Source organism: Acidithiobacillus albertensis (assembly GCF_001931655.1).
In the GTDB taxonomy this organism is placed as follows: Bacteria; Pseudomonadota; Gammaproteobacteria; order Acidithiobacillales; family Acidithiobacillaceae; genus Acidithiobacillus; species Acidithiobacillus thiooxidans.
In genome coordinates this window covers 636,961-652,770 of the sequence record NZ_MOAD01000001.1, presented here as the reverse complement: position 1 = coordinate 652,770, position 15,810 = coordinate 636,961, and the positions used below count along the sequence as shown (strand labels likewise).

General features: G+C 51.9%; 16 protein-coding genes. 3 read left to right on the top strand and 13 right to left on the bottom strand.

The features are described 5' to 3' along the window. Positions 1–18: 18 nt before the first annotated feature. From BLW97_RS03480 to BLW97_RS03470, 3 genes are read right to left on the bottom strand one after another with little or no spacing between them, the layout of a single operon-like run. On the bottom strand, positions 19–540 hold the full coding sequence (locus BLW97_RS03480) for an RNA pyrophosphohydrolase (RefSeq protein WP_024894112.1): 522 nt from the start codon (positions 538–540) through the stop codon (positions 19–21). A gap of 55 nt (positions 541–595) precedes the next feature. Then, a complete protein-coding gene (locus tag BLW97_RS03475) occupies positions 596–1,045 on the bottom strand; it encodes an NUDIX hydrolase (RefSeq protein ID WP_075322330.1) in 450 nt (149 codons plus the stop codon). Between the two features lie 2 nt (positions 1,046–1,047). Next, positions 1,048–1,755, bottom strand: a complete 708-nt coding sequence (locus tag BLW97_RS03470) for a pseudouridine synthase (RefSeq protein ID WP_075322329.1) — start codon at positions 1,753–1,755, stop codon at positions 1,048–1,050. Positions 1,756–1,839: 84 nt separating this feature from the next. Here BLW97_RS03470 and BLW97_RS03465 point away from each other — a divergent pair, with 84 nt between their 5' ends. Next, entirely contained in the window at positions 1,840–2,871 is a 1,032-nt protein-coding gene (locus BLW97_RS03465; protein ID WP_075322328.1) for an agmatine deiminase family protein, read from the top strand. A gap of 55 nt (positions 2,872–2,926) precedes the next feature. On the opposite strand, the gene BLW97_RS03460 is transcribed toward BLW97_RS03465, so the two are convergent. The 10 genes from BLW97_RS03460 to BLW97_RS03415 all read right to left on the bottom strand — a co-directional run bounded on the left by BLW97_RS03460 (position 2,927) and on the right by BLW97_RS03415 (position 11,202). After that, positions 2,927–3,631, bottom strand: coding sequence for a hypothetical protein (locus BLW97_RS03460; RefSeq protein ID WP_143214832.1), 705 nt, complete (start codon positions 3,629–3,631; stop codon positions 2,927–2,929). Positions 3,632–3,940: 309 nt separating this feature from the next. Continuing rightward, entirely contained in the window at positions 3,941–5,170 is a 1,230-nt protein-coding gene (locus BLW97_RS03455) for a pesticin C-terminus-like muramidase (protein ID WP_075322326.1), read from the bottom strand. A gap of 158 nt (positions 5,171–5,328) precedes the next feature. Continuing rightward, positions 5,329–5,730: a lysozyme inhibitor LprI family protein gene (locus tag BLW97_RS03450; RefSeq protein WP_075322325.1), complete on the bottom strand. Its 402-nt coding sequence runs from the start codon at positions 5,728–5,730 to the stop codon at positions 5,329–5,331. Positions 5,731–5,889: 159 nt separating this feature from the next. After that, entirely contained in the window at positions 5,890–6,315 is a 426-nt protein-coding gene (locus tag BLW97_RS03445) for a universal stress protein (RefSeq protein WP_075322324.1), read from the bottom strand. Then, positions 6,315–7,853 (bottom strand): DHA2 family efflux MFS transporter permease subunit, encoded by a 1,539-nt coding sequence (locus tag BLW97_RS03440; protein ID WP_075322323.1) that lies wholly within the window; start codon positions 7,851–7,853, stop codon positions 6,315–6,317. Before BLW97_RS03440 ends, BLW97_RS03445 begins: the two co-directional genes overlap by 1 nt. Further along, entirely contained in the window at positions 7,850–8,293 is a 444-nt protein-coding gene (locus BLW97_RS03435; protein ID WP_075322322.1) for a MarR family winged helix-turn-helix transcriptional regulator, read from the bottom strand. The genes BLW97_RS03440 and BLW97_RS03435 overlap by 4 nt, the downstream gene beginning before the upstream one ends. A 135-nt stretch (positions 8,294–8,428) precedes the next feature. Next, entirely contained in the window at positions 8,429–9,103 is a 675-nt protein-coding gene (locus tag BLW97_RS03430) for a YceI family protein (RefSeq protein ID WP_075322321.1), read from the bottom strand. 90 nt (positions 9,104–9,193) lie between these two features. Continuing rightward, on the bottom strand, positions 9,194–9,913 hold the full coding sequence (locus tag BLW97_RS03425; protein WP_226860458.1) for a M48 family metallopeptidase: 720 nt from the start codon (positions 9,911–9,913) through the stop codon (positions 9,194–9,196). An 8-nt stretch (positions 9,914–9,921) separates the two neighbouring features. Beyond that, positions 9,922–10,398 (bottom strand): TspO/MBR family protein, encoded by a 477-nt coding sequence (locus BLW97_RS03420; RefSeq protein ID WP_075322320.1) that lies wholly within the window; start codon positions 10,396–10,398, stop codon positions 9,922–9,924. Positions 10,399–10,455: 57 nt separating this feature from the next. Then, positions 10,456–11,202, bottom strand: coding sequence for a hypothetical protein (locus BLW97_RS03415; protein WP_075322319.1), 747 nt, complete (start codon positions 11,200–11,202; stop codon positions 10,456–10,458). A 236-nt stretch (positions 11,203–11,438) separates the two neighbouring features. Here BLW97_RS03415 and carA point away from each other — a divergent pair, with 236 nt between their 5' ends. Beyond that, entirely contained in the window at positions 11,439–12,581 is a 1,143-nt protein-coding gene (carA, locus tag BLW97_RS03410; RefSeq protein ID WP_075322318.1) for a glutamine-hydrolyzing carbamoyl-phosphate synthase small subunit, read from the top strand. Continuing rightward, complete coding sequence (gene carB, locus BLW97_RS03405; RefSeq protein ID WP_075322317.1) at positions 12,574–15,792, top strand: carbamoyl-phosphate synthase large subunit; 3,219 nt, start codon at positions 12,574–12,576, stop codon at positions 15,790–15,792. The genes carA and carB overlap by 8 nt, the downstream gene beginning before the upstream one ends. Positions 15,793–15,810: the final 18 nt, after the last annotated feature.

Below are 15,810 nucleotides of genomic sequence, written 5' to 3'. Positions count from 1 at the left end.
ACCTGTTGAGCCAGGGGCTTAACCTGCTGAAGGGGAAACTTTTCTCTTAGACTCAGCAGCATCGGCAGGAGGCGGTCCCACATTAATCAGCGGGGCCAATTCCTGCAATGCCTGCCAGTAAACCCGCCGTTTAAAGGCGATGATTTCCCGGGCAGGCATCCAGTAATCCACCCAGCGCCAGGTTTCAAACTCGGGGTGCTGAGTCGTCAAGGTGTTTATTTCCGCCTCATCGCCTTCGAAACGCAGCAAAAACCAGATTTGTTTCTGCCCGCGATAACGACGCCGCTGGGCACGATGCCGGGAACAGGGAACCTCGTAACGCAGCCACCCCTGAGTCCGCCCAAGAATACAGACCTTGGCCGTACCCACTTCCTCTTCGAGCTCACGGAACATGGCTTGTTCTGGTGTTTCCGCATGATCAATTCCACCTTGCGGAAACTGCCAGGCATTCTCACCCCGGCGTTTGGCCCACAACACCTGATTGTGTTCGTTGCAAATAATCATGCCCACATTGGGGCGATAGCCGTCTGCGTCTATCATATTCATCGTCTCTACCGATGCCTTTTGCCCAATATAGCACGAGGCAGAGCCAACGTCAGTCTGTCAGACTGTGTAAAATTTCTAGAGGATAGCGATTCCCGGCCAGATAATCCGCCATACAACGCTGCACCATGACATTTCGCAGGTGTCCGCTCTGCGCCTGTATTTCTGCCGGAGTCATCCACACCGGACCAATAATTCCGGTATCCAGCGTGTAGTCTGGACTCTGGTCACCCAACTTCCCGCCAAAAGCAAAACGCAGGTAGGTCAAATCTTTGGCGGGGTGTTCCCAATGATAAATGCCCGTGAGATATTCGGGCTCAAAGGCATAGGCCGTTTCTTCCAGGGTTTCTCGTACGACTGCGTCAAGCAGGGTTTCACCAGGGTCCCAGTGACCCGCAGGCTGATTGAAACATCGGCGTCCTTCCACCATTTCTTCGACCAGCAAAAAACGCCCGTCTTGCTCCACAATTGCAGCAACCGTCACATGCGGCTTCCAGACCATGATTATGACTCCCTTTGCCGTTCGATTTCGCTGAGTTCCCGCCACTGTCCTGGAGCCAGATCATCCAAAGTGAAAGGTCCGAATGCCTCCCGATGCAGGCTCAATACCAAATTATCCAGAGCTGCAAACATACGCCGCACCTCGTGATAACGTCCTTCATGGAGGGTCAATTGTAGTTCAGTCGTGCCGAGCGGGATCATTTCTGCCGCTTTGCACGAGCTGTGCTCTCCCTCCAGTAGCAAGGTGCCCGAAGCCAGTATGCCGGCTTCATGGCCTTGCAAAGGATTTTGCAAAGTCACTTGATATTGGCGCGGAATTTCATAGCGGGGACTGGTCCAACGATGCAGCCAGTCTCCATCATCGGTCAGCAACAACACGCCGCTGGTTTCCCGATCCAGACGTCCGACACTGCTGAAGCTGGGCCGCCGGTAACGCCATCGCGGTGGAAAATCCTGATAAATGGCACGAGGATCATCATGCGCGCAGACCTTGCCGAGGGGTTTGTGATACAGCACATAAAGGGGATAGGGATGATCCAGAGGCTCTTCATCGATTTGCACAGTAGCTGGATCTACCTTGGTAGCGGCCTTGCGCAGCGGCATTCCATCCACTGACACGCGCCCTTCGCGCAGTAAATCACGCACTTCCGAACGGCTACAATAACCCAGTCGGGAAAGCAGATGATCTAAACGTTCGCTGGAATGCGCCATGCGGACAGTTTAGCCTGCCTGCATGGCTGACGGAAACCCCCGAATTGCCTATGATGTAGGCATCGCCTCTGGAAGGAATTCACTATGCAGACCAACTATACGCTCCCCGCCGAATGGGCTACGCAGTGGGGTGTACAACTGACCTGGCCCCATCCAGAAAGTGACTGGGCACGCCGGCTGGATGAGGTCCTTCCGGTTTTTGTACAGATTGCCAGGGAAATCAGTCTGCGCGAGCATCTGCTGGTGGCCTGCCATGACCGCGAAAGTTTACGGGATTGTGAACGGCGCCTGGAGAATGTCCACGCCAACATGTCCCACTGCCATCTGTATCTGGTGCCTAGCAATGACTCCTGGGCGCGTGATCACGGACCACTCACCCTTAAGAATTCAGCAGGGGACCGCAAATTGCTGGATTTTGGCTTTAATGCCTGGGGCCTCAAGTTTCGCGCCGACCTGGACAATCAGATTACGCGTCATCTCCATGCCCATCAGGCTTTTGGCAAATGTTCCCTGGAAATTTCGGGAATGGTGCTGGAAGGCGGCAGTATTGAAAGTGATGGTCATGGCACTTTGCTGACGACCAGCGCCTGCCTGCTTTCCGCCAATCGCAATCCACAATGGTCAGCTGCGGAAATTGAAAGCGCCTTATGCCAGCAGCTTGGCATGCAGCGCGTACTCTGGCTGCACAGTGGGCATCTGGAAGGCGATGATACCGATGCACACATCGATACTCTGGCGCGCTTTTGCAATCCGCATACCATCGCTTATCAAAGTTGTGATGATCCCAACGACAGTCACTTTGCGGCTTTGCAGCAAATGGCTGCGGAACTCAGCGCCCTGCGCAGTCATGATGGGCAGGCTTACCATCTGATTCCCCTCCCCTGGGCACAGGCGCAATGGGATGAGGAGGACAACCGCTTGCCTCTGACTTATGCCAATTTTTTGATCCTCAATGGAGCCGTCTTACTCCCCGTCTATGATGATCCTGCGGATCATATTGCCGTCCAGCGTCTTCAAACGGCTTTCCCGGACCGTCAGATTGTGTCTATCCCCTGTCTGGAACTTGCCCGCCAACATGGCAGCCTGCACTGCGTAACCATGCAGCTGCCGGAGTAAGGTTTGAGCAAAGTCATCTGGGTTTACTCAATCAAATAGGCTCAGAAGACATGCATCATTGCCAGAATAAGCCTGGAGAAACATCGTTTTTTACGGAGGGCAATGGCAAGGTACAATAATCCACCAAGATGTTCCCCTGAGGTTTGACCTTACAGTTCAGATTGTATGCCTTGATGGGTAGTGTCTGCGCCATGGCAGCCTGACAAGCCTGTTGATCCTTGCCGGGACAAGTCTGATTAAAACCCAGTAGACTCGCCGCTGCCCAGGCATGAATGGCAGGAAGATTTTCGCTGAGAGCTGCCGGATTCCTGACTAAAAGTGATAGTCGAGCTTCGGGGTCCAAGCCAGCAGGGGCCTGCCCGCCAGACATACCAAGATAAAGGTTATCGACCAGACCCATGACCTGCACATCGCCCTGATGATTAAGAATCATCAGGGACTGCACTTGTGCATTATGCGGCTGGAAACCCCAGATTAACTCGTTGCCATTTTTCAATGCGAGTCGGGGCAGAGGAAATAAATCCATCCCTTGCTTCAGCCGTTCCAGCAGAGGAACCGTTTTAGACCCATCCTGAATATATGCCTTACCCGCAAACTGCTGCAGACTGGACATTTTGATAGGTACGCGCAGGGATTTTTCTATTTGTGCCAGATCCCAGGACCAGTTGCGCATCACCTGAAGCACACAGTTGCCGTTAGCACCACATTGCCGCAAGGCGACCTGATAGGCTTTATGCCCATTGACCAACTGCCTACACACGGGTGTACCAACACCCGCTGATCGCAGATCACGAACGTAACTAACCCCTACCGTACTATCCAATAGTGGCAGATTGTCTGTCCATTTTTTAGGCTTATATTCACAAATTGCCTTTTGAGTAGGACCAAGAGAACCTTTGCATGTAGTTGTGATGCTATCAGATGTTCCTGCCGCAATTGCTGGGCAATTCAATGAATTGTCAGCGGCATGAGCCACACCACCGAAACTGAGAAGCAAAGCTGTAAATTGTGCTATAAAAGAGGTTATTTTCATCTATTGCGATCTCCAGATTAGTACAAATTCAAAGTGCTATGCCCAGTCCAGGTATCGTAACACACGTTGCAAGACAGGATTTTCATTATAGGCCAGAGGCACTTTGGCTGGTGCACAAGGATCACCCTGCGATGGTAAATAATGATAATTGATAGCATCTCGTAGCATTTGTGCCCGCGCAAGAAAACGACTTTTATATTTTGCATATCGACCAACAGCGAGATTTTCAAGTTCTTTTGCTGCACCCAACCAGTCAGCCTGATAAAAAAGATGCGCAACACTGGATATGTAGGAATGAAACTTCATGTCCGTCAGCATAGTTTGTACAGAAGTAGGCATGGACCAAAAATTCATATTTGAAAGAGAGTTCTTCTTGAACAATGCTGCGGCATCCTCAGCGTAACCATGCCTCACCGCTGAAGAAATAAATTTGGCATTTTCTTCGCTCATATAAGGATATTTACCATTATCTCTGTAATAGTCATTCAATAACGATATCGCCGAATTTTTTGTTTTACCAATAAATGACCTGACTTTATCTAATATTAATTCAATATCTACATCATCAGGCTTACCATATTTCTTTTGCTCAATCTCCATATAACGTCTCAACCCTTCAATAGTCTGCTGTCCCAGGTCTACACCTTCACCTACCGTAACACCACTATTGGCTATGGCTTTCTGGATTTTTTCTCCTGTTATTTTATCTTTCTTGTATCGCGGTCCAAGATTCTCTCCTGTCTCCACATTGGTCCCAAACGCCCCGGGCACATAAAAATCATACATCATGCCTTCGGACTTTTGAATAAAATGATAATCCACTCGGTCCATTGGGGTACAGTCAGCAACTGCAGCCACTGCAATGGCTTTGTCACTTCTGTAGCAATAATTCAACTCAGCCAGTCGTTTGCCATAGGCATCCGTTAGGCAAAAAACATCACCTTTACACTGGAGAGTTTCTTCCTTCCATTTAGACTGGGTTGTAGTCACATTATTTAAAGATTGATGATAATTTCCTTCTTTCTCCATTCTATTCGTCAATTGATTATAATCATGGGATACCTGTCGATCCATTTTTGCCAACTGCGCATCCTGGCAAACCGCTTTTTCAGTTTCAGTTTTTGCTGTTTTACAGTTGTAAGAAGTGGTATATTGAGTTGCATGTGCAAGCTGGGAGAAAAAAATACTTATCAGCAATACCCCACGCAAATGTTGCCGATATTTACAGAAAAATTCCTGCTTGTCTTTATAGACTCCATATCTCATGAATTGTATTCCTCAGATCTGAGCGCAATATTTCACAAGGCCCATGGAATATCAAAAGTGGCCAAACAAAGCGCCACTGATGATCCTCAAGGTGCAAAATCTATAGTTCTAATGATAACAGGCGCCCAGCTCGGCTAAACGTTTCCCGTAAGCATCTGTTATACAGAAACTATCACCTTTGCACTGGATCTTCTCTTTTTTCCATTTTTCCTGAGAGACAAGGAGATAACTGAGATTTTTTTATGATTTCCACTTTTTTTCATATTGTTTACTAATTCATTATATTCCTGAGACAATTGCAGATCCAGGCTTGCCAATTTTTGATCCTTGCAAATCACCTGTTCTGTTACGGTATTTGCAGTCGCACAGTCGAATGAAGTAGCATATTGCGTGGCCATTGATCCTTGAGAAAAAAATAAACCCATCAGCAAATAACTGCTTAACCATAATCGATGTTTAATTTTAAGTTTTTCTGATGTACGTTTTTCTGCCGACATTAAATGACGGTCATAATTTTTCATCCTATTATTCGTTTCAAGCGATTCTTTCTGCAGGATCATACGCTTTGTTTCCTTATTCAGTAGTCAACGGAATCATGGCCAATGCTTGCTTTAATGCATGCAAGCATTTCTTGCCATTGATTTTAACCACTTACCAAACAAAATGTTAGATGTTCTTTAATCACATAAAGGATCATCCATTTGGATGTTTTATCAGATCTATTTTGCGACCAGAATACTGCAGGGCAAACTTCTCAGGAGGGCTTTGGCAACAGATCCTTCCAGCCAGTGACCAAAGGAAAATTGGGGAATATGACCAATCACCAGTAAATCAGCGTGGATTTGTCGGGCATATTGGGCAATGGCCTCAGCGGGACTCCCCTCAACCGCTTGAGTATACACGCACAGGCCATTCTCACGGAGTTTTGTAGCGACCTCGTCCAGCCGGGTACGTATAGCCTCCCCTTCCCTACCCAGCATGTCTTCGGCACCTGCAGCTTGTGCCATCGCCATACCGCCCGTACTCACAATGACGCCAAACAAATGCAGTTCAGCCTGTGTGAGACCTGCAATATCTGTCGCCTGCTGCAGAGCGACACCACCTGAAGCACTCCCATCGTAAGCGACCATCACTTTCAGGAACATCAGCTTCTCCTTGCCGCCGCTTCCCGCTTTGGTGTACGAATAATCAACAACAAAGGGAAAATCGCCAGCGTCATCACCATCATCAACCAGAAGTTATCAATATAGCCAATCATACTGGCCTGCCGGGTAATTTCATTATTGAGCAACATTTGCCCCATACTTGAATGAGGATTATACAGTTCTGCGACAGCAGGGTTTCCATAACCCGGATTGCGGCCATCAATATGCGCTGCCAGCGTAGCATGCGCAATTTGGGTGTTGCGGGTCAGCAGGGTTTCCACCAAGGAAATCCCCAGGCTGCTGCCGACATTGCGTACCAGACTATATATGGCCGTACCATTGGCGCGCATCTGGGGACTGAGCGTGGCGAAAGTAGCCGTGCTCAATGGCACGAACACCAGACCAATACCCAGGCCCTGCCAGACACCGGGCCAGATCACATCACCCTGACTGATCATCAGGCTGTAACCCTGCATTTCCCAGAGAGAAAAGGCCGTTATGCCAAAGCCAATAGCCAGCAACAGGCGCAAATCCACCTTACCCACCAACCGACCTACAATGAGCATGGCGAGCATGGTGCCTAAACCACTGGGGGCCGTTACCCACCCGGCAGCCTCGGCCGTGTAACCCATCAGATCCTGGAGCATGGTGGGAATCAGGGCACGCGAGGCAAAAAGCACCACCCCTACGATAAAAATGAATAGTAATCCGGTCACATAATTGCGATTCAAAATCAGACGATAATCAAAAAAAGAGTGCTCGGGTGGAGTGCGCCAGGTATGCCAGATAAAATAAATGGCTGCGAAACCGGCCAGATAGGCTTCCACCCAGATTTCCACCGAACTGAACCAGTTCAGTTGCTGCCCCCGATCCAGCAATAATTGCAGACCGCCAATGGCCACACTGAGACTGACAAAGCCAGCCATATCAAAGCGCATGCTGCGTCCCGGCGTATCGGCAGGAAACGATTTCCAGATACCCCAAAGTGCCAGGATACCTACTGGAACATTGATGAAAAATACCCAGCGCCAGCCCATGCTGTCAGTCAGCCAGCCACCCAGAGTCGGGCCGACAATCGGACCCACCATGACCCCCATACCCCACAATGCCATGGCCGAGCCCTGTTTTTCCCGGGGATTGATATCCAGCAAGGTGGTTTGTGAAAGCGGCACCAGGGCAGCGCCAAATACGCCCTGAAAAACCCGGGCAATGACAATTTCGAACAAGGAGGTGGAAATACCACACCACATGGAGGCCAGGGTAAAACCGGCCACTGAGGCCAGGAAAATATTGCGCTTACCAAAGCGGTCTACCAGCCAGCCGGTCAAGGGTGTGGCGATGGCGGTGGCGACAATATAGGATGTCAGCACCCAGCCAATCTGATTGAGCGAAACTGACAAGCTGCCCTGCATATGGGGCAGAGCCACATTGGCGATGGTGCTGTCCAGCGTCTGCATGATGGTGGCGAGCATGATGGCCAGGGTAATCAGCGGACGGTTCAGCCCTGCAGCATCCATGGGGACAGATGTCGAGATCATGGAATGGGATCTTCCAACGTCCTTTGCAGTTGCTGAAGGACTTCTGTTATCTGGCGTAGTACCTCAACGTCCAGTTCTTTGAGTTTTTCATGGCGGAAGTCCATCGCCACGCGCCGAACTTCTGCATACACCTCAATACCCTCTGGCGTGAGCAGTACGCGGCGGATACGACGATCATGGGCGTCTATTTCCCGGCGCAGCAGTCCCGCGCGCTGCAGACGGTCGAGCATGGCCACCACGGTTGGTTGTTCTACCGACAAGCAGTGGGCCAACTCGGTTTGAGTCATTGGTGCGGGTGATTTCGCCAGATAAGCAATGCTCAACCAGCTGGCCTGGCTCAGACCCAACCCTTTCAGGCGGCGATCCAAAGCGTGTCGCCAGGCTCGCGCAGTGTCATGGAGCGCCAGAGCAAAATCCTGCTGTATCTGTTCTTCTGACATGGCCGCTCCTGGCTTGTTGGTTATATAGTTCGCAACCTTATACTTAGCTATCTAAGTAATTGCAAGAAAAAAATCGGCAGTGCGCGTAGCCGCATTACAGCGACTTTGCTCTACGCCGATTTCTATTTGGATCCGTCAGGCGATTTTTTTACCTTCAATTTCTACCCGAATATGGACTTTGTTGGAGAGTCCTTCGGGAAGATAGGCTTTCATGCCGTAATTACTGCGCTGAATGGTAGTAACGGCGACAAATCCGGACAAATACCCTCCCCAAGGCTTGGGAAGATATTTCACATCGCCAGCGCCGGTTTCCCTGACCCGAAACATTATCGCCCGGGTAACACCATGCAGGGTCAACTTGCCATAGAGATCGCCCGTCGTTTTGCTGATCGGCTGATAACGGGTGCTGACAAAAGTCACGTCAGGATATTTTTTGACATCAAAAAAGGTCGGACTGCGGAGATATTTATCGCGAGGGGCGAAGTTTGTAAAAATGCTGGCCGCCGGGATGACAATTTTGGCCGTGTCTTTGGCCGGATCCTGAGTGTTGACGGTATAAGTACCGGAAATCTTGTTGAAACGTCCGCTAAAGGGGCCAATACCCACATGACCAATGGTAAAATAAGCAGCGGAATGCTCTGGATCAATCTGATAGGTGCCACTCGGGTTACCCGTCAGCGCGTGGTAGTGCCCCACCGCAGCTGTGGCCGGCGCCGTTGTCGCCGCTTGGGCCGCTTCCTGCATCATCCCCAAACCCAGACCCAAGCTGATGGAAATGATGAGTAATCGTTTTGAACGCTTGTTTTGCATGATTTTACCCTCTTGCTAATTACCTGAGCCACCATAATTCTGGTAGTTCAAGAATTATAGTATTTATCACAGAGTAAGCATCAAGAGTTTTCAGCAAAAAGGGGCGGAACCAGAGCGGAGTTGATTTTTCACCCGACGCCAGTCTGGCATGGCCGCATCGAGGATGCTCCTGAAACGATCATTGTGCAGGCGCTCCAGCAAATGAGCCATTTCATGTAACACCACATATTCCAGACAAATTTCTGCGTAGCGGGCAAGCTCCAGGCCAAGCCAGATGCGCCGCGCGCGGATGTTGCAGGTACCCCAGCGAGTGCGCATGCGTTTAACGCCCCACTCAGCCACCTGCACACCCAGAATCGGTTCATAGCGGGCAACAATTTCCGGAATGCGGTCTTTCAGTGACTGACGATAATACTTGTGGAGCAAGGCCTGTCGTTCAGCTTGTGCCGCTTCGGGCGGACAGTACATCTCCATAAAGGCAGCGTCGCGCAATTCAATACGGCCGCGACCAGCCACTGCATGCACCCGGAGTATATAGTCCTGTCCCAAATAGGAATGGGTTTCGCCGGATTGATATTCCAGAACCGGTGACGGAGTCTGATGCTGAAATTGCTGCTGGTGCTGCCTGATCCAGGACAAACGGGCCAGAATGGCCGCACGAATGTCTCCATCTGTCATCGCCCAGGGCGCACTGACTCTTACCTCCCCGTCAGGGGGATAAACCATAATGCGCAAATTCTTGACCGCCTTGCGCGTCAGCTGCAGGTTCAGATCAGCCACCTGAACCATGGTTTTTTCCGGATTGCGCATGAGCCACATCAGGGGAAACGATTCAGGCGGTAGGTCGAGGCATTCAGATACAGCGCCACGCAAAGCCAGAGTAAATAAGGCACCAACAACCAAGCGGCCAGCGTCGTGATCCATATAAAAACCAGGAAACAAGCCAATACCAGGAGCAGGAGCAAAACCAGGTCTGCCAGGGCCCAAAGCACCTGATGCCGCCCGAAAAACAGCCATGACCATGCGGCATTACAGAGCAACTGCAGGCCATACAAAGACAAACCCACTGTTCGTAATGGACTGGCCGGGCTGACATAAATCAACGATGCCGAAAAAGCCATGATAATATACAACAGCGTCCAGACTACTGGAAAAATCCAGGGTGGAGGCGTGCCCTTGGGCTTTTGGAGGCGCGTATACCAGGCGTCCGGCCGAAACAGTGACCCCGTTGTTGCTACCGCCAGGGTAATAGCCAGACTAATCAGGGAAACCAGTGCAAAGTGATCCATGTCCATTTAAGTCGTCGCCCCGCCAAGAAAACGGAATGGCAGATTTTCAGAAGTCTGCAAATTTTATTGCCCGGTAGTGGTTCCGGGAATGCCCACTGAAGCCTTCCACTGCTGCATCTTGCTGATCAGCGGTGACTCCGCGCAAGACTGGGCACTGAGAGAACTACAGGCACTGGCCCATTCACCAGTTACACCGAAAAACTTGGCGGCAGATTGCATTTGCTGTGCCTGAGCACCAGTCGCCGTGGCGCTCATGCTCTGATACTGCGTAGCCCGCGTTTTTGCCCAAGTTGACACATTCTGCCAGCAGTCACTTTGCGCTGTCGAACTCAAAGCAGCACATTTTGCGCTGTCCTGTCGAGCTTTGACCATATCCTGCTGCCACTTTCCAGAAAAGGAAGACGTTGCCGTATTGAGCTGCTGCTGCACTGCGCCTTGGGCACTACTGACTGCCTGATTCGCAGAATTTTTGGCATTTTCCACCGTCCGGGTGACGGGTAGGGTGACAGATTGCGCGGCGCTGGATATGGCGGGGGTAGAAGATGCCAGAGGCGTCAAGGGTAAAGTCGTAGACGAATAATTCACGCTGGGGGCCGAAGGAGCGGGTAAAGTTTTTGGCTGCGACAGAGGCTGGGCAGGGACCTGCAAGGTAGGCGCGGGTGCACTGTAGCTGGATGGCGTGCTAATAGCCGAGGGCACAGGATAAGTATTTTCGGCCTGCGGACCCAAGCCATTATTAGTCGCTGAACCACAGCCAGACAGGGCCAACACGACTCCAGCAAACAACAACGAACTCTGAATGCGACGCATACGGAACCACTCCTTTTGGAATTATGAACAGCTGATCATGGTCACAAGCTTAACATCACTTTCCACACACTCAAGCACTTATCGTTGTGTAATGCTTACCGCCGCCACTTTTTTCGGAATGAATGTGCCGACAACTGCGTTGACCAGTGCCCGGCATATCCCTAGAATATGGACAATCTATGCGGGAGGGGACACCCTCCCTTTTTTGCATCTTCCATGGTAGACGAGGTGAGAAAGTGCAGGCGGTCCTGGCATTGGCAGACGGCAGTATCTACCGGGGTACAGGCTTTGGCAGCAAGGGTCTGGCCGTCGGTGAAATCTGTTTTAATACAGCGATGACGGGTTACCAGGAAATCTTGACGGATCCTTCCTATCGCGGCCAAATCGTGACCTTGACCTATCCGCATATTGGCAACACCGGGATCAACCCCGAAGACATGGAAGGATCAAAAATATTCTGCTCGGCTCTGGTACTGCGTAATTTACCTCGTACCCCCAGTAACTGGCGCAGTAACCAGACGCTCCCCGATTTTCTGACCCAGCAGGGTATTCCCGCCATTGCCGGTATCGATACCCGCGCACTCACCCGCCGCCTGCGCAATGGCGGCGCTCAGAATGCGGCTTTGCTGGTTGGCGCTGAGGTGAATGAAAGCGAAACCCTGGCTGCCGCGCGCGGATTTCCCGGCTTGCTGGGTCGGGATCTGGTGCAGGACGTGGCAGCGCAAAAATCTTCGGAATGGCTTTTGGCCAGTGGCCAGCCCGAACAGGGTTATCAGGCGCGGCCCGTCAGCCATCCGCAATATCATGTAGTGGTTTACGATTTCGGCAAAAAGAATAATATATTGCGTCTGCTCGCCGACCGCGCCTGCCGGATTACCCTGGTGCCTGCCAAAACACCGGCAGCTGAAGTCGTCGCCCTGCGCCCGGATGGGGTGCTGTTCTCCAATGGGCCGGGAGATCCCGAGGCCCTCGATTATGCCCAGCAAGCCATGCGCGACATCATTGCGGCACGAATACCCACTTTTGGGCTCTGTCTGGGACATCAGCTACTCGGCATCGCCTTGGGTGCCAAAACCATCAAAATGAAATTCGGGCATCATGGTGCCAATCATCCGGTCAAAGACCTGCGCAGTGGCAGGGTATTAATTACCAGTCAAAACCACGGTTTTGCAGTAGACGCCCAAAGCTTGCCGGACTGCGTGCGTATTACGCATACCTCCCTGTTTGATGGCAGTTTACAGGGTATGGCCCATAACAGCCTCCCGGTTTTTTCCTTTCAGGGACATCCGGAAGCAGGACCCGGCCCCCACGATGCCAGCATCATTTTTGATGATTTCGTAGCTGCCATGCATCAATACGGAGCCCAAACCCATGCCTAAGCATCAAGACATTCACAGCGTCCTGCTGATTGGCGCCGGCCCCATTGTCATTGGCCAAGCCTGCGAATTTGATTACTCGGGAGTTCAAGCCTGCAAGGCATTGCGCGAGGAAGGCTGCCGCGTCATTCTGGTCAATTCCAATCCGGCGACCATCATGACCGACGCGCAAACGGCTGATGCAACCTATATTGAGCCCGTGGAATGGCAGACAGTAGCGCGCATCATCGAAATGGAGCGCCCGGATGCCATTTTGCCGACGATGGGTGGCCAGACTGCTCTGAATTGTGCGCTGGATCTGCACCGTGAAGGTATTCTGGAAAAGTTCGGGGTACGCCTGATCGGGGCCTCGGTAGAAGCCATTCGCGAAGCCGAGGATCGGGGCCTGTTCAAAAAAGCCATGCAGGAGATTGGCCTGGAAGTGGCGCGTTCAGCTTTTGGGCACGATATGGACGGAGCCCGCCAAATTGCCGAAGATATTGGTTTTCCGGTCATTATTCGACCTTCGTTCACTCTGGGCGGCACGGGTGGCGGCATTGCCTACAATCGCGAGGAGTTTGAGGATATTGCCTCGCGGGGTCTGGAGGCCAGCCCTACCCACGAAATTCTCATTGAAGAATCCATAATTGGCTGGAAAGAATTTGAAATGGAGGTGGTCCGGGATCAAGCAGATAATTGTATTATTGTCTGCTCTATCGAAAACATCGACCCCATGGGGATTCATACCGGTGACTCTATTACCGTAGCTCCCGCCCAGACCCTGACTGACCGTGAATATCAGCGGATGCGTGACGCTTCCATAGCTGTCCTGCGCCGCATTGGCGTGGACACCGGCGGTTCCAATGTCCAGTTTGCGGTGAATCCGGTGGATGGTCGCCTGATTATCATCGAAATGAATCCGCGCGTTTCCCGCTCCTCCGCCCTGGCATCCAAGGCTACCGGCTTCCCCATTGCCAAAATTGCGGCCAAGCTGGCCCTAGGATACACCCTGGACGAATTGCGCAATGATATCACCCAGGCCACTCCTGCCAGTTTTGAACCGACCATCGACTATGTAGTCACCAAAATACCCCGCTTTGCTTTCGAAAAATTCCCGGAAGCCGACGCGCACCTGACCACCCAGATGAAATCTGTGGGGGAAGTGATGGCCATTGGCCGGAGTTTTCAGGAATCCCTGCAAAAAGCCCTGCGCGGCCTCGAAACCGGGGTCGATGGACTGGATGAAAAACTGCCGGGCAATGATCCAGAGACCTTGCAGAAGCTCGAGCAGGAGCTGCGCATAGCCGGTCCGGATCGCCTCTGGTACCTGGCCGACGCCATCCGCCGGGGCTGGGATCAGGACAAAATCCAGCAGATCACACATATAGATCCCTGGTTTCTTGAACAAATTATTGAGCTGGTACGACAGGAAGAAAAACTGCGTGGAATGCCGCTGTCCAGCCTTGATGCACCCCACTTGCGGGCACTCAAGGCCATGGGTTTTTCGGATCGTCGCCTGGCCCGACTGCTGGGCTGCCGTGAATCCCAAATGCGCGAACAGCGCCACAAACTGGGTATTCGCCCCGTTTACAAGCGCGTAGATACCTGTGCGGCAGAATTTCATTCGCCAACGCCCTATCTCTACTCCACGTACGAAATGGAATGTGAGGCGGAGCCTGGAAGCAAACCCAAAATCATGATTTTGGGCGGTGGTCCTAATCGCATTGGTCAGGGTATTGAGTTTGACTATTGTTGCGTCCATGCCAGCATGGCGCTCCATGCCGATGGTTTTGAAACCATTATGGTCAACTGCAATCCGGAAACCGTGTCTACCGATTATGACACTTCCGATCGCCTTTATTTTGAGCCCCTGACCCTGGAAGACGTGCTGGAAATTGTCGCAGTGGAAAAACCTCAGGGCGTCATTGTTCAGTTTGGCGGCCAGACCCCTCTCAAACTGGCCAACGATCTTGAAGCAGCCGGCGTACCCATCATCGGTACGACTCCGGATTCCATTGATCTGGCTGAAGATCGCGAACGCTTTCAGCAACTGCTGCAGCGCCTGGGTCTCCGTCAGCCGGAAAACGCCATTGCCCGCAGTGCCCCGGAAGCATTGAGCAAAGCCAGGGAACTGGGTTATCCGCTGGTTGTTCGTCCCTCTTATGTACTGGGTGGCCGGGCCATGCGTATTGTTTACGCTGAAGCAGACCTGCAGCGTTACATGGAAGAAGCCGTCCGTATTTCCAACGATCAGCCCATTCTCCTGGACCGCTTTCTCAATGATGCTCTGGAAGTGGACATCGATGCCGTTGCCGACCAGGATGGCCAGGTCATTGTTGCGGGGATCATGGAACATATTGAGCAGGCTGGCGTTCATAGCGGCGACTCGGCCTGCTGTTTGCCGCCCTTCTCTCTCCCTGAAAACATCCAGATTGAATTGCGGCGGCAAACCGTGGAACTGGCTCTGGCTTTGGGTGTGGTTGGCCTCATGAACTGCCAGTTTGCGGTGCAGGAAGACCGGATTTACGTCCTTGAGGTCAATCCCCGCGCCTCCCGAACCGTGCCATTTGTCTCGAAGGCCACGGGCTGGCAACTGGCTAAAATTGCCTCACGCTGCATGACCGGCCAGAGCCTGAAAACCCAAGGCATACCCGAAATCCCCAATCCTCCGCATTTCAGCGTCAAGGAAGCCGTATTTCCTTTCATCAAATTCCCTGGCGTCGATATTTTGCTGGGGCCCGAAATGAAATCTACCGGCGAGGTCATGGGCATCGGGGCCAGCTTTGGTGAGGCTTTTCTCAAGGCGCAAATGGGTGCCGGTGAGCATTTTCCATCCTCCGGAACCGTATTTATCAGCGTCCGCGATGCCGACAAAGTGAAACTCACCCCTGCCGCTCGCACCTTGGCCCACCTGGGTTTTCAACTGATCGCCACCAAAGGGACGGCCGAACACCTCCGCCAGCAGGGTCTGGAAGTAAGCACAGTCAACAAGGTGACCGAAGGTCGGCCGCACATTGTAGATGCCATCAAAAATGGTAAAGTACAAATCATCATCAATACCGTGGATGAGCGTCAGTCTGTGCGTGATTCCTTCAGTATCCGCCGGGCTGCTTTACAAATGGGCCTGACCTATTACACCACTCTGGCAGGTGCCATTGCGGGGGCGGAAGCTATTCGTGCCCTGATGCGGGAAGAGCGCAGTGTTCTTCGTCTCCAGGATTTGCAACAAAACTAACCAGTACGAGAGGTTAAC

Excerpts from the sequence above, each read along its gene's own strand:
- BLW97_RS03480 (WP_024894112.1), bottom strand. The coding sequence starts at position 540 with ATGATAGACGCAGACGGCTATCGCCCCAATGTGGGCATGATTATTTGC.
- BLW97_RS03475 (WP_075322330.1), bottom strand. The coding sequence starts at position 1,045 with ATGGTCTGGAAGCCGCATGTGACGGTTGCTGCAATTGTGGAGCAAGAC.
- BLW97_RS03470 (WP_075322329.1), bottom strand. The coding sequence starts at position 1,755 with ATGGCGCATTCCAGCGAACGTTTAGATCATCTGCTTTCCCGACTGGGT.
- BLW97_RS03465 (WP_075322328.1), top strand. The coding sequence starts at position 1,840 with ATGCAGACCAACTATACGCTCCCCGCCGAATGGGCTACGCAGTGGGGT.
- BLW97_RS03455 (WP_075322326.1), bottom strand. The coding sequence starts at position 5,170 with ATGAGATATGGAGTCTATAAAGACAAGCAGGAATTTTTCTGTAAATAT.
- BLW97_RS03450 (WP_075322325.1), bottom strand. The coding sequence starts at position 5,730 with ATGATCCTGCAGAAAGAATCGCTTGAAACGAATAATAGGATGAAAAAT.
- BLW97_RS03445 (WP_075322324.1), bottom strand. The coding sequence starts at position 6,315 with ATGTTCCTGAAAGTGATGGTCGCTTACGATGGGAGTGCTTCAGGTGGT.
- BLW97_RS03440 (WP_075322323.1), bottom strand. The coding sequence starts at position 7,853 with ATGATCTCGACATCTGTCCCCATGGATGCTGCAGGGCTGAACCGTCCG.
- BLW97_RS03435 (WP_075322322.1), bottom strand. The coding sequence starts at position 8,293 with ATGTCAGAAGAACAGATACAGCAGGATTTTGCTCTGGCGCTCCATGAC.
- BLW97_RS03430 (WP_075322321.1), bottom strand. The coding sequence starts at position 9,103 with ATGCAAAACAAGCGTTCAAAACGATTACTCATCATTTCCATCAGCTTG.
- BLW97_RS03425 (WP_226860458.1), bottom strand. The coding sequence starts at position 9,913 with ATGCGCAATCCGGAAAAAACCATGGTTCAGGTGGCTGATCTGAACCTG.
- BLW97_RS03420 (WP_075322320.1), bottom strand. The coding sequence starts at position 10,398 with ATGGACATGGATCACTTTGCACTGGTTTCCCTGATTAGTCTGGCTATT.
- BLW97_RS03415 (WP_075322319.1), bottom strand. The coding sequence starts at position 11,202 with ATGCGTCGCATTCAGAGTTCGTTGTTGTTTGCTGGAGTCGTGTTGGCC.
- carB (WP_075322317.1), top strand. The coding sequence starts at position 12,574 with ATGCCTAAGCATCAAGACATTCACAGCGTCCTGCTGATTGGCGCCGGC.